Genomic DNA, 12,586 nt, shown 5'->3' with positions numbered 1-12,586 from the left:
ATACCTTTTATTAACTTTGCACCCAAAAGCCAGCAGGCTTTGAAAAATAGCGATTGATGTTTCCCGAATACGATGTGATAGTAGTGGGGGCGGGCCATGCCGGTTGTGAAGCCGCGGTGGCCGCAGCAAATTTGGGCTCCAAAGTGTGCCTCGTGACGATGAACATGCAAACCATCGCCCAAATGTCGTGCAATCCAGCCATGGGCGGGGTTGCTAAGGGGCAGATTGTGCGGGAAATCGACGCGTTGGGGGGCTATTCCGGGATTGTGACCGATCATACCATGGTGCAGTTTCGCATGCTCAATCGCTCCAAAGGCCCCGCCATGTGGAGCCCGCGGGCACAAAGCGATCGCATGTTGTTTGCGCGCAAGTGGCGGAATATGCTGGAAGCGCATCCCAATGTAGATTTTTGGCAAGACATGGTCAAAGGGCTGGTCATTCGCGGCGGCATTGTACGCGGCGTGGTAACCAGCATGGGCCTCGAAATACCCGCCAAAGCCGTGGTACTCACCAATGGCACCTTCCTCAATGGCATCATCCACATTGGTGAAAAACAACTCGGCGGTGGCCGTGCGGGCGAAAGCGCCGCCAAAGGCATCACCGAGCAATTGGTCGAGCTGGGTTTTGAAGCCGGACGTATGAAAACCGGCACTCCGCCCCGCGTAGATGGCCGTACGCTCAACTACGACGTGATGGAAATGCAACCCGGCGACGAACAACCCGGTAAGTTTTCCTACACCGACACCCCGCCGATCACCAAACAACTCCCTTGCCACGTGACCTACACCAGTCCGGAGGTACACGAGATGTTAAAAACGGGTTTTGACCGTTCGCCGATGTTCAACGGGCGCATTCAAGGCTTGGGGCCACGTTATTGCCCTTCGATTGAAGACAAAATCAACCGCTTTGCGGATAAAGATCGGCACCAGTTGTTTGTGGAACCCGAAGGTTGGGACACCTGCGAAATTTATGTCAACGGCTTTTCGTCTTCCTTGCCGGAAGATGTCCAATACAAGGCACTGCGCCTGATTCCGGGATTTGAAAACGTCAAAATGTTTCGGCCTGGTTACGCCATTGAATACGATTATTTTCCACCTACTCAATTGGAATTGACGCTGGAGACCAAGTTGGTGAAAAACCTGTTTTTTGCGGGCCAAATCAACGGTACTACGGGATACGAAGAAGCCGCCTGTCAGGGCATGATGGCGGGATTCAACGCCCATTTGGCCATCCAGGAAGAGGAGCCGCTGATCATCAAACGGTCGGAAGGTTACATCGGCGTACTCATCGACGACCTGGTGAACAAAGGCACCCAGGAGCCTTACCGCATGTTTACCTCACGGGCAGAATACCGCATTTTGCTGCGCCAGGACAACGCCGATTTGCGTCTGACGCCATTGGCCCACAAACTGGGGGTAATCGGCTCGGAAGAGCGGATGGAAAAGGTACGTACCAAAGCAGCCTCTGCTCAGGCCATCGAGCGCTTCCTGGAAGAATACAGCATTGCGCCAGAGCAAATCAACCAATATTTGGAGTCGAAGGAAAGTTCAGCGACCCGCCAAAAGGTGAAGTTGGCGACCATTCTACTGCGGCCCAACATCAATTTGGACGAAATGCGCAGCGTTGTGCCCGACCTGGATCAATTCCTACAAGGCCACGACCAAGGAAACATCGAACTGGCCGAAATCAACATGAAATACGAAGGCTACATCCGCAAGGAACAAGAGCTGGTGGACAAAATGAACCGCCTGGAGGAAGTGAAACTGTGGGAGACTTTGGATTACCACACCCTGTCTTCCTTGTCCAAAGAAGCCCGGGAAAAATTGACGCGCATGCGCCCGCGCACGATCGGGCAAGCCAGCCGGATCAGCGGGATCACACCGTCGGATATTTCCGTGTTGTTGGTGCACATGGGGCGGTAGGGGCAACCCTATGTGGTTGCCCATAAAAGTGCCGGAGGCACCCGCGAGGAATGTAGGGCAACCACATAGGGCAACCACATAGGGCAACCACATAGGGCAACCACATAGGGCAACCACATAGGGCAACCACATAGGGTTGCCCGTACAGGAGAGATTTTTCATTAAATAAAAATACCGTTATGTATCCAATGCTTGTACACTCCCATTCTGGTTTGCGCTGGGTGGTTTTATTGTTGCTGTTGGCCGCCATTTTTAATGCCGGAACCAAGATGGGAGGCAAAGCCAGCTATACCGATAAAGACAAACGTTTGGGTTTGTTTGCCCTGATTTTTAGCCACGTCCAATTGGTAATTGGGATAGCACTTTACTTCATTAGTCCTAAGGTACAGACTTTCCGTTTTTTCAGAATGGAACATTTGGCACTGATGATTATTGCCATTGCGCTGATCACGGTTGGTTACAGCCGTGCCAAGCGTAAGGCTGATGATGCTGGTAAATTCAAAACTACCTTTTGGTTTTATTTGATAGGTCTGCTGGCTATTTTAGCGGGCATTCCCTGGCCATTTATGGGCTATGGAAGTGCTTGGTTCTAAGCCCTCTGGATAAGGCTTAATGAATTTAAAGCCAGGGCATTTGAGGCTAAATACCCCCCAATGCCCTGGTTTGTTTTTTTGCACAGGAGACAACTTTTTTTGAATAAACCTGTTTCAGAAATAAAAGTTATCTTAGCGAACATAAACAGCAAACAAAGCTTGATGAAGCATTTCGTCTCCATCTTCTTCTTGATCATCATGATCCTGAATGCAGCGCTGCCATTGGTGGAGCAATTGCAGGTTGAGGATCTGTATGAGTTGGTCGAAGCAGGTGCCGATGACGCTGACGACGAGAATAAGAGTGAAAAAGAAAGCGAAAAAGAAACGGAGAAAGAGGGCGAGAAGGAGCAAGAATTAGAGAAAAAATCAATCACCTTGTCGGCATACTTGTTGATTAAAAATGCTGCTTATCGGCTGGAACAGTTCAATAGATCAATATTTCCTTTAAACGAATTGCCTGAGTCCGAGCTTTACACCTCACTTCTCGAGCTACCTCCCGAGGCCTAATTCACGCCTCAATTTCCATTCATAAAGTCTATTGTTTTCATCTAAAATTCCTATTTGGGTGGTATTGTAACCACTAGGGGGGTTCAAATGTGCCTTGCACGTCAAATCTTACTTGTAACATGAGTAACAGATCCACGTATTTTAAGACGGATATCCTGTCCGGAGCAGTTGTGTTTTTAGTGGCCCTACCCTTGTGTTTGGGCATTGCACTGGCTAGTGGCGCTCCACTTTTTGCGGGCATTATTGCTGGGGTCATTGGTGGTATTGTTGTGGGGATCCTCAGCAAATCCCAATTGAGTGTTTCTGGCCCAGCGGCAGGACTTACTGCGATTGTATTGGCTGCAATTGGGACATTGGGCTCCTATCAAACCTTCCTGGTGGCTGTAGTTTTGGCAGGTGCCATTCAAATTGTATTGGGGCTGGTTAAGGCGGGTACCATTTCAAATTACTTTCCATCCAATGTCATTGAAGGAATGTTAACGGCCATTGGTGTCATCATTATCCTCAAACAGCTGCCTCATGCCATTGGATATGATGTAGACAATGAAGGAGATTTCTTTTTTATTGAAAAAAATACGGGGCACAATACCTTCTCAGCCTTGATTGACGCAGTCAACTACTCTCACCTGGGAGCAATCACCATTACGCTTATATCCTTAGCCATTTTGATTGCTTTCACTAAGATCGATTTTCTGAAGAAATTAAAGGTGGTACCGGGAGCGCTCGTCGTAGTGGTGGCAGGGGTATTGATCAATGAATTTTTTAAAGCATCTGGCTCTAGCCTAGCCATCAGCCAAGACCATTTGGTCAGTTTACCAGTGCCCAAATCTTTGAACGATTTTGTCGGACAGTTCTCCTTGCCCAACTTTGCAGAGATTACCCGGCCCGATGTGTGGGTGGTAGCGCTGACCATTGCGGTGGTGGCAAGCATTGAAACCCTGTTGTGTATCGAGGCATCCGATAAGTTGGATCCTTTGAAGCGCTACACGGATACCAATGTGGAGCTACTGGCCCAGGGCACTGGCAATATTTTAAGCGGTCTCTTGGGTGGTCTGCCCATGACCTCGGTGATTGTACGTACCTCTGCCAACATCAATTCTGGTGGACGCACCAAGACGGCAGCCATTGCCCATGGTATCTTGCTCTTGCTTGCGGTTGTCAGTATTCCGGCCATCCTCAACAAAATTCCCTTGGCATGTTTGGCAGCGGTATTGTTGATGATTGGTTACAAGTTGGCCAGCCCCGCTGTGTTCAAACACATGTGGAAAAGCGGCAAGTACCAATTTATCCCTTTCATCATCACGGTGGTGGCGGTGGTTTTCACCGATTTGTTGGAAGGGGTAGCCATTGGTTTGGTGGTTAGTGTGTTCTTCATTTTGAGGGCTAACCTGAAGCTTGCTTACTTCTTCAAAAAGGAAGAGTACCACCAAGGCGAAGTCATTACCATCAAACTGGCCCAGGAGGTTTCCTTTTTGAACAAAGCGGCGATTAAACAAACCTTGAATCACTTGCCAGAAGGCAGCAAAGTAGTGATTGATGCTACCGATACTTTTTACATCGACCATGATGTGGTGCAACTCATCAAGGACTTTTTAACCATCGGTTCCCAGGACAAAAACATTCAAGTATCCTTGGTTGGGTTCAAGGACGAATACACCATGGCGTTTTCCAACTACGTTTCGTCACACTAAAAAATGAAAAGACACATGAAAGCACATACTTCCGTAACACAATCTTCGATCACTCCTACCAAAGCCATTGAGTTTTTAAAGGAGGGCAATGAACGTTTTGTTAACAATCTAAAAGCCAACCGCGACCTACTCCAGCAGGCCAATGAAACCCGCGATGGACAATGGCCTTTTGCGGTGATCCTGAGCTGTATTGACAGTCGCACTTCGGCAGAGCTGATTTTTGACCAGGGTTTGGGTGATGTTTTTTCGATTCGCATTGCGGGCAATGTGGTCAATACTGACATCATCGGTAGTTTGGAATTCGCCTGTAAAGTGGCGGGTTCAAAATTGATCGTTGTATTGGGTCATAGCAAATGTGGGGCCATTAAAGGTGCTTGTGACCATGTAGAAATGGGTAACTTGACTGAGCTGTTGTCCAAGATTCAGCCCGCCGTTTACGAGGAGGACCTCACCACGGATAAGGGTAAACGAAACTCCAAAAACCCGGAGTTTGTAGAAAATGTAGCCACCATCAACATTCGCCGTTCGGTGAAAGCCATCGTCAACCGCAGCTATATTTTGGAGCAAATGATCGAGGCGGGAGACATTGCGATTATTGGGGCCAAGCATGATTTGGATACGGGGCAAGTAGAGTTTTTAGAAGATACACTGGTGTCTTGTAAAACCGACGTGTTGGTTCAGATGGCTTAAAGTACGCTCATTTATGGTAAGGCTGTTTTATGTTATTTCAAATAAATAACCCGGCAGTTCGACTTCTGGTCGACTGCCGGACTTCATTTCCTTCACTTATAGCCCTTTGCTTACATATACTTGGTCTAAGCCCTTATTCTTTTTAAACGCAGTAGCCCTTACGTAAAAGTGGGCGCTTATGTAAGGAGTTTGATGGTCTCACCAATGTATTTTATGGCTGCTGAGTAGGTCTCAATCCCATGCCCAACATTGGGAAAAACTTTGACCTCCTTTAGCTCGCTCAGTTTTGCCTGTGCATTGCTGATGGACTTTTCAAAGGGGAATAGCAAATCCCGATCTCCTTCGAGCAGGTAAGTAGCCACCTTCACTTGTTCCAATTGCTCGTCCATGTAATATGGCTTCTGGGTATTGTCCTGATAACGAGTCAAGGCAAAAAGCTCGTAGTCGATAATGTATTTTTCGGAACTTGGCGAGAGTTGGTGAGTAGGTTTGCAAAACACTGCTTTATCTAAAAATTTGCTTACATTTTTTCGGCTTGGCGAAAGAATGGGTAGCAAATTGAAATAAAGGTTTTTAAAACTGAGGGAGAAAGCTTGCAAACACCCAGGATTGAGTAGAAAAGCGGCCTTGATTTTTTCTGGCGCTACAATGCCCAATTTCATACAAATCAAACCGCCAAAAGAAGCCCCAGCTACATAACTGCGTTCAATGTTTAGCGCATTGAGTACCTCTGCCGCCCATTTGCCATAATCTAATCCTTTGATATCAGGAGTATTGCCATCACTGAGGTTAGGTAAACCATTGGTTTCGACCAGGTAAATGCGCATGGCCTGGCCGAGGTGGTCCAAGCCCTGGTCAAAATCCCAAAACAGTGCCGTGGTACGTGCGCCAGGAAAAATGACCAATGTTTCCAAATCGGGTTTTTCCAGATTGAGTCCCCAAACCTGCGTTTTGCCAAGGGAGGTGCTGAGTTCAAGGCGTTGATATTGCCGATTGTTGCTTTTTTCCAGTTCGGCCACCCATTGGTTGAACCACTGCAGGTCTTTTTCGGGATCTTTAAAAAAAGAGCGTTTATTAATTTCCATAACAAGTGAGGATTTTGGGCAGGCAAAGGTAGGAGAATCTTCATTACGCGGAGCGACTAAGACCTCAATTCGTGACCAACTCAATCTTTTTCTGACAAAGCCCGGATGTTTTCCTGCAATTGTTCGAGTAAATCCCCAAACATTTTGCGATTCACCAATTTGGTAAACCACCAAAACAGGGGTGTCACGACCAACATTCCCAGCAGCAGAGGAAGCATGAATTTTTGGTTTTGTAAGATATCCACGATCCCACGATCCGGGCGGATCAGCGCATAAAAAAAGCCCAGCGCGAAAGACATCGGATAAATGAACCAGCCGAGAATGGCATCGATGCGGATGCTGTTTTTGACAACTTGATGATAAGCTTGCAAAGTGTGCAACAAATTGCCGTCCATGCCCAGCACTTTTTGTTGCAGTTGCCAAAGTTGCCAGCCACTAAACACCAGGGCCAGGCTGTAGTACAGCAAGATGGTGAGGGCAATGGGTAGTTTTTCGGGGTAAGTCCAATTGTACCACATGAACCCCAGTGCCAGCAACAGATACGCCACGACCGCGTAAAGCCTGAATCGGATCACTCGCTTTACGCCAGCCAAAGGTGCACGCGAGCCATGCCGCAAGGCCTCCCTGATGTCAGCTTCTGAAAGCGGAGGCGCGGCCAGATTGGTTTCCTGCAATTTGTTCCATTCCTGCTGCAAATCCATAGTACACTATATTTTGGAGCTAGTCCAGTTTTTTAAACGTTGCACCACACTTTGTTTGGCGCGGTGCAAACGCACGGTTGTATTGTTTTTGTTCAGCCCGGTTACCTCGGCAATTTCCTCGTTGTCATAGCCATCCAGGTGTAGTGTAATGATTACGCGGTCTATTTCGTTCAATTGTTTGATGGCCAGCAACAAAAGCTCGCTGTCTTCGGGGTTGTGCCGGGTAGGTTCTGAAGCCAGCTCAAATTGGCTGGACAATTCACTGGTTGGCATACGCTGCCGACGGCGAAAAGTAAGCACGGTATTGAGGCTGATGCGGTACAACCAGGTGGAAAAAGCGGCCTCCCCCTTGAAGCCAGCATAGGACTTCCAGGCCTGCAGGAGGACTTCCTGATACAGGTCGCGCCGGTCCTCAGGGTGATCCACATACAAGTGAATGACCTTATGGATGATCCCCGCGTTTTGTTGCACCAATTGGACAAACTCTTTTTCCACACAAAAAAAATTAACGCTGCGTTGAAATATTTTAAGCTAAACGAAGACAAGTTAATGAGTTGTCAATGAAAGTAAAAAATTACGACAACTGCCAAATTTTTGCGCGATTTGCAGTATCATTGAGCGTTAAATGCCAGAACCTATGCTCTTGAATTACATTCACTGGAATGCTTCTCCAGAAATTGTTTCGATTGGCCCCATTACCCTGCGTTGGTATGGATTGCTTTTTGCCTCCGGCTTTTTGGTCGGCTTATTCATTGTCCGCAAGATGTTTTTAGCGGAAAAAGCTCCGGAAGAATGGCTGGACAAAGCCTTTGTGTATATTGTCTTAGGGGCAGTAGTTGGTGCACGTTTGGGGCATGTCTTTTTTTACGACTGGCCTTATTACAGCCAGCACCTAAACGAAATTCCACAGGTGTGGAAAGGCGGTCTGGCTAGTCATGGTGGAGCCATTGGCGTGATTTTGGCGCTTTGGATTTTTTCTATCCGGGTGTCCAAAAAATCAGTCTTGTGGATTTTGGACAAAGTGGTGGTGCCTACTGCGCTGGCGGGTTGTTTCATCCGCTTGGGCAATTTGATGAACTCTGAAATTCTGGGTAACCCGACTACCGTGAGCTGGGGGTTTGTCTTCGAGCGGGTAGATGGACCCAACGGTTTGCCCCGGCACCCGGTACAACTGTATGAGTCATTGAGCTATTTGATCAGTTTTGTTGTTCTGTATTATACGTACTGGCGCACTGAAAAACGCCACAAACCGGGCTACATGTTCGGCTTGTTCATGATTTTTATTTGGGGCATCCGCTTCGTCATGGAGTTTTTCAAAAGCAGCCAGGGCGGCTTTGAAACCGCATTTAATAATGTATTGTCTACTGGCCAATTGCTCAGTATTCCGTTCATATTGATCGGGGTGTACTTTGTGCTGAGGCCGGTAAAAACTGAATAGGTTCCAGGGTTCCATCTTGTCACTGAGCGTAGTCGAAGTGCCAGATGGAACCCTGGAACCCTGGAACTTGGCAGATGAAGGACGTTCAAATTCTCCGCGTATTTTTCCTGGGGGTGATGGCCATCATTGGGATTTTGTCTTTGCAGACATACTGGGTGGTCAATACCTGGAACATCAACGAGGAGGAGTTCAACCAGCAGGTACACCGTGCCTTGTATGGCGTTGCGCAGTCGATCGCGACCATGAATGACATCTCGCTCCCCGCACGCAACCTGATCAAACAGCGCAGCGCCAACTATTACATCGTCAATACCGAGACGGAGATAGACCCGGTGGCCTTGCAGTTTTATTTACAGAAAGAACTGGAGCGGCAGCAATTGCGCATTGATTTTGAATATGCGGTTTTTGATTGCAGCAACCGCCAGATGGTGTATGGCAACTATTGCGCGTATGGCCACGACTGCAAAACATCCAGTGTCGTACAGCAGAATTTGCCCTTCGATCACGAGTTTACCTACTACTTCGGAGTCCGTTTTCCTACCCGCAGCAATTTCCTTTTTGGCAAAATGCAGATTGCCCTGATCATGACGGGGATTTTGTTCATCACGGTGCTGTTTTTTTCCTATTCCATGTGGGTGATTTTCCGGCAAAAACGTTTTTCGGAAATGCAAAAGGATTTCATCAACAACATGACACATGAATTCAAAACCCCCCTTTCCACCATTCAAATCGCTGCCGACGTTTTCCTGAAACACGAAGAAGTCCAAAAAGACCAACGCCTGGTCCAATACGCGGGCATCATCAAAGAACAAAACTCCCGCCTCAACCAACAGGTAGAGCGGGTACTGGACATTGCTCGTTTTGAAAAAGACAATTTTGACTTACACGAGGAATGGCTGGATTTACCAGATTTGATGCAAACGGTTTGTGCTAGCGCACGTATCCGCGTTCAAGAGCGGGGTGGCACCCTGACGGTTAATTTAGATGAAGACCTGGAACCCATTTGGGCCGACCGCTTCCATTTGACCAACCTACTGCACAGCCTGCTCGACAACGCCACCAAATATAGCAAAGAGGTGCCACAGATTGAATTGTCCCTGCAAAGCCTGGGCGCGGCCACCATGCAACTCAAAATACAAGACCAAGGCATTGGTATCGCGAAGGAATACCAGGCTAAAATATTCGAAAAATTTTATCGAGTTCCTACTGGGAACGTACACAATGTCAAAGGATTTGGATTGGGCTTGTACTATGTGCAACGCATCTGTGTTGCACATGGCTGGAAAATCCGCTTACAGAGTGATGCCGGTGAAGGCACCTGTATGGCCATCCAAATCCCCAGAACCCATCCCAAAAACACACCCGTTTATGAAAGCGCACCTGCTGTACGTTGAAGATGACGCCAGTTTGAGTTTTGTGACCCGCGACAACCTGGAGATGAATGGGTACAAAATCACTTGCTGCATGGATGGCCGCGAGGCCATGGATGTGGTCAAAAATGAACGCTTCGACCTTTGCATCCTGGATGTGATGTTGCCCGAAGTAGATGGTTTTACCATCGCCAAAGAGATCCGCAAATACGACGCAGAAGTGCCCATCTTGTTCCTGAGTGCCAAATCCCTCAAAGAAGACCGCATTGAAGGATTGCGCATCGGTGGCGATGATTACCTGACCAAACCCTTCAGCATCGAAGAATTGCTGCTAAAAGTGGAAATATTCCTGCGCCGCCGACACATGGTGGCACCCCAAATGCCCAAGTTGATCCGCATCGGGCAATACCTTTTTGACTATACCAACCTCACCCTGGAGCAAAACGGGGAACTGCGCCGCCTCACCCAGCGCGAAGCCGACTTATTGCGCTACCTGATGAGCAACCGTGGCCAGGTCATCCGGCGTTCGGCCATCCTGGAACAGATTTGGGGCGAAGACGATTATTTTTTGGGCAGAAGCCTGGATGTGTTCATTTCGCGCTTGCGGAAGTATCTGCAAAAGGATGAGGGGATCAAGATTGAGAATGTGCATGGGATTGGGTTTCAGTTTGTGTGCCCGGAGTGAATGTTGGAAGCGCAGTTTCGTTGCTTTTAGAGAATAAAATGAGACCATAAATTTTCTAATCATCCAGACACAACTGATTTATAACTAGGCAATTGTGCATAAATATAGATTATGGGCTAGTAAAATGTCGCATTTTTACAATGTTTCAAACCTGCGACATCCTAAATTTGACGGGTCAATACTAAAAAACAAGACCATGAAAAAAGGGCTATTAGCCGCTACAGGCCTACTGCTTGGGCTACTCAGTTTTGCGCAGACAAATATGGATGAAGAAGCCATAAAAAAACTAGTATCAGAGGAAACCAAAAACGCTTATGCCCTGCGGGAAAAGGAATACTTGGAGTCGTGGGTACAAGCCCCTTACACTTTTCGTGCTGGAAATAATCGTACCGGGTACTATGTCAATCAAGGTTGGGCCTCTCTCGAAACAGACTTGCTGAAAACTTTTAATAAAGGCAATCCTCGAGTAGTAAACCCTGTTTTAGAAAACTTCGTCTTTAAGTTTTATGGCAATGAAGCCTGTTTTGCCACCTATGACCAATTCCTGTATGGCAAAGAAAACAAACCCTCCAAAGAGGTACGTGTGTTGGAAAAACAAAACGGTACTTGGAAAATTGCCGCAGTAGTTGCGCTTTGGGACTATTCGAAGAATAAATATGAAGAAGATTTGGTACGCAAAGCCATAGAAAAAGAAACCAATGCCCAGAACATCAGCAATTATGAGGCGCACATCGCAAGCAGTACCGCATGGGCTACTTATACCCAAGACGAGATCAAAGAAGGAAAAACCATGGCCCAATCCCAACAAGTACGGATATTAGAACGTATTGATGGCGTTTGGAAAATTGTTTTTGTAGGCCTCCAAACTTTGCCGCATAAACCATAGCCTACGTTTTCTATTAGAGGGGCTACAAATGAGCAAGTACAGCGATTTCACTGTGCTTGCTCATTTTGTTTTGCAGGATTATTTGATTATACTGCTTCACATCACCTGAATTTTTGCCTTATTTTTTTTCGGAAGATCAACGGAAGTTTTTATATTTTTGGTGATGTGCTAATTTCTGCTAAAAAGATTAACCCAATCATGCGCTACCGCAAAATTCAACCCCCAGTTCATTTAAAGCCTTATGTTGAATGTTTTTTTGTTTGGGAATGTACCTTGGATCAGCCTTTGCGGGTTGAATCGCCACCTACGGGTTTTTCTTCTGTGGTCTTTAATTATGGCGAACCTTATCATGTCAGCAACTTCAAATTTGATGAACCAAAGCTGGTACCAAAGGCCTTTTTGACAGGGCAGTCGACCCGAAATTATGAGCTATCTCTAATTGGTACGATTGGTATGGTGGGCATCGTTTTTCGACCAGCAGGTTTAGGAACTCTTTTTAACCTTCCACTAGCGGAACTCGCCGATGAACGGATCGATTTAAGGGACCTTTTTAAAAGTCAAGAGGTGGCGGATCTGAGCGATAAGATTTCCGATTCAACTACTTACCAAGAACGTATTTGGCTGCTGCTTGAATTCCTCAACCTTAAATTATTGCAGAACGAACATCGTTTTGACAACATTGATTACGCCGCCAATCGTATTGTAGATGCCAACGGAATAATGAATGTGCAGGAATTGATGAACGACTTGTACATGTGCCGGCGGCAGTTTGAACGCAAATTTCTTCAAAAAGTGGGCTTAAGCCCGAAATACTACGCCAGGATTAGGCGATTAGGTCATATTTGTTCACTCATGGCGGGAAAACGCAAAGTCAACTGGCAGCATCTGCTCTATGAGTGTGATTATTATGACCAAGCTCATTTTATTAAAGACTTTACTGCTTTTTTAGGAAGAACGCCCACTGATTACCTCCAAAACAATGTCGAGCTCGTCCATTTTTTGAAACAAGGCTAAAACT

Annotated in this window: 13 protein-coding genes; 10 read left to right on the top strand and 3 right to left on the bottom strand. The window is 46.9% G+C overall.

Going from position 1 to position 12,586, the window contains the following annotated elements; all coding sequences use genetic code 11:
- Window positions 1–56: 56 nt before the first annotated feature.
- The 5 genes from mnmG to ACEW9O_RS28425 all read left to right on the top strand — a co-directional run bounded on the left by mnmG (window position 57) and on the right by ACEW9O_RS28425 (window position 5,403).
- Complete coding sequence (mnmG, locus tag ACEW9O_RS28445; protein WP_373553628.1) at window positions 57–1,922, top strand: tRNA uridine-5-carboxymethylaminomethyl(34) synthesis enzyme MnmG; 1,866 nt, start codon at window positions 57–59, stop codon at window positions 1,920–1,922.
- A 179-nt stretch (window positions 1,923–2,101) separates the two neighbouring features.
- Window positions 2,102–2,515, top strand: coding sequence for a cytochrome B (locus ACEW9O_RS28440; protein WP_373553627.1), 414 nt, complete (start codon window positions 2,102–2,104; stop codon window positions 2,513–2,515).
- A gap of 162 nt (window positions 2,516–2,677) precedes the next feature.
- Window positions 2,678–3,022 carry a hypothetical protein gene (locus tag ACEW9O_RS28435; RefSeq protein WP_373553626.1) on the top strand — a complete coding sequence of 115 codons (345 nt, stop codon included), beginning with the start codon at window positions 2,678–2,680 and terminating at the stop codon, window positions 3,020–3,022.
- A gap of 119 nt (window positions 3,023–3,141) precedes the next feature.
- Complete coding sequence (locus tag ACEW9O_RS28430; RefSeq protein WP_373553625.1) at window positions 3,142–4,713, top strand: SulP family inorganic anion transporter; 1,572 nt, start codon at window positions 3,142–3,144, stop codon at window positions 4,711–4,713.
- Between the two features lie 15 nt (window positions 4,714–4,728).
- On the top strand, window positions 4,729–5,403 hold the full coding sequence (locus ACEW9O_RS28425) for a carbonic anhydrase family protein (RefSeq protein ID WP_373553624.1): 675 nt from the start codon (window positions 4,729–4,731) through the stop codon (window positions 5,401–5,403).
- Window positions 5,404–5,579: 176 nt separating this feature from the next.
- Here the strand turns inward: ACEW9O_RS28425 and ACEW9O_RS28420 are convergent, their stop codons facing one another.
- The 3 genes from ACEW9O_RS28420 to ACEW9O_RS28410 form a co-directional block, all read right to left on the bottom strand.
- Window positions 5,580–6,488, bottom strand: coding sequence for an alpha/beta fold hydrolase (locus ACEW9O_RS28420; RefSeq protein WP_373553623.1), 909 nt, complete (start codon window positions 6,486–6,488; stop codon window positions 5,580–5,582).
- A gap of 80 nt (window positions 6,489–6,568) precedes the next feature.
- Window positions 6,569–7,189, bottom strand: coding sequence for a hypothetical protein (locus tag ACEW9O_RS28415; protein ID WP_373553622.1), 621 nt, complete (start codon window positions 7,187–7,189; stop codon window positions 6,569–6,571).
- Window positions 7,190–7,195: 6 nt separating this feature from the next.
- A complete protein-coding gene (locus ACEW9O_RS28410; RefSeq protein WP_373553621.1) occupies window positions 7,196–7,684 on the bottom strand; it encodes an RNA polymerase sigma factor in 489 nt (162 codons plus the stop codon).
- A 142-nt stretch (window positions 7,685–7,826) separates the two neighbouring features.
- On the opposite strand from ACEW9O_RS28410, the gene lgt reads away from it, so the two are divergent.
- The 5 genes from lgt to ACEW9O_RS28385 all read left to right on the top strand — a co-directional run bounded on the left by lgt (window position 7,827) and on the right by ACEW9O_RS28385 (window position 12,582).
- Complete coding sequence (gene lgt, locus ACEW9O_RS28405) at window positions 7,827–8,627, top strand: prolipoprotein diacylglyceryl transferase (protein WP_373553620.1); 801 nt, start codon at window positions 7,827–7,829, stop codon at window positions 8,625–8,627.
- A gap of 74 nt (window positions 8,628–8,701) precedes the next feature.
- Window positions 8,702–10,021 carry a sensor histidine kinase gene (locus tag ACEW9O_RS28400; protein WP_373553619.1) on the top strand — a complete coding sequence of 440 codons (1,320 nt, stop codon included), beginning with the start codon at window positions 8,702–8,704 and terminating at the stop codon, window positions 10,019–10,021.
- A complete protein-coding gene (locus ACEW9O_RS28395; protein WP_373553618.1) occupies window positions 9,996–10,682 on the top strand; it encodes a response regulator transcription factor in 687 nt (228 codons plus the stop codon). Before ACEW9O_RS28400 ends, ACEW9O_RS28395 begins: the two co-directional genes overlap by 26 nt.
- A gap of 196 nt (window positions 10,683–10,878) precedes the next feature.
- The gene (locus ACEW9O_RS28390) at window positions 10,879–11,568 is read left to right on the top strand and encodes a hypothetical protein (protein ID WP_373553617.1); all 690 of its coding nucleotides are present in this window, start codon (window positions 10,879–10,881) and stop codon (window positions 11,566–11,568) included.
- A 198-nt stretch (window positions 11,569–11,766) separates the two neighbouring features.
- Window positions 11,767–12,582: a DUF6597 domain-containing transcriptional factor gene (locus ACEW9O_RS28385; protein WP_373553616.1), complete on the top strand. Its 816-nt coding sequence runs from the start codon at window positions 11,767–11,769 to the stop codon at window positions 12,580–12,582.
- Window positions 12,583–12,586: the final 4 nt, after the last annotated feature.

This window comes from Haliscomenobacter sp. (assembly GCF_041740695.1).
In the GTDB taxonomy this organism is placed as follows: Bacteria; Bacteroidota; Bacteroidia; order Chitinophagales; family Saprospiraceae; genus Haliscomenobacter.
Note: the sequence above shows the minus strand (reverse complement) of the source record. Positions and strands in the feature narration are given on the sequence as shown.

Excerpts from the sequence above, each read along its gene's own strand:
- ACEW9O_RS28425 (WP_373553624.1), top strand. The coding sequence starts at position 4,729 with ATGAAAGCACATACTTCCGTAACACAATCTTCGATCACTCCTACCAAA.
- mnmG (WP_373553628.1), top strand. The coding sequence starts at position 57 with ATGTTTCCCGAATACGATGTGATAGTAGTGGGGGCGGGCCATGCCGGT.
- lgt (WP_373553620.1), top strand. The coding sequence starts at position 7,827 with ATGCTCTTGAATTACATTCACTGGAATGCTTCTCCAGAAATTGTTTCG.
- ACEW9O_RS28395 (WP_373553618.1), top strand. The coding sequence starts at position 9,996 with ATGAAAGCGCACCTGCTGTACGTTGAAGATGACGCCAGTTTGAGTTTT.
- ACEW9O_RS28400 (WP_373553619.1), top strand. The coding sequence starts at position 8,702 with ATGAAGGACGTTCAAATTCTCCGCGTATTTTTCCTGGGGGTGATGGCC.
- ACEW9O_RS28385 (WP_373553616.1), top strand. The coding sequence starts at position 11,767 with ATGCGCTACCGCAAAATTCAACCCCCAGTTCATTTAAAGCCTTATGTT.
- ACEW9O_RS28415 (WP_373553622.1), bottom strand. The coding sequence starts at position 7,189 with ATGGATTTGCAGCAGGAATGGAACAAATTGCAGGAAACCAATCTGGCC.
- ACEW9O_RS28420 (WP_373553623.1), bottom strand. The coding sequence starts at position 6,488 with ATGGAAATTAATAAACGCTCTTTTTTTAAAGATCCCGAAAAAGACCTG.
- ACEW9O_RS28430 (WP_373553625.1), top strand. The coding sequence starts at position 3,142 with ATGAGTAACAGATCCACGTATTTTAAGACGGATATCCTGTCCGGAGCA.
- ACEW9O_RS28440 (WP_373553627.1), top strand. The coding sequence starts at position 2,102 with ATGTATCCAATGCTTGTACACTCCCATTCTGGTTTGCGCTGGGTGGTT.
- ACEW9O_RS28390 (WP_373553617.1), top strand. The coding sequence starts at position 10,879 with ATGAAAAAAGGGCTATTAGCCGCTACAGGCCTACTGCTTGGGCTACTC.
- ACEW9O_RS28435 (WP_373553626.1), top strand. The coding sequence starts at position 2,678 with ATGAAGCATTTCGTCTCCATCTTCTTCTTGATCATCATGATCCTGAAT.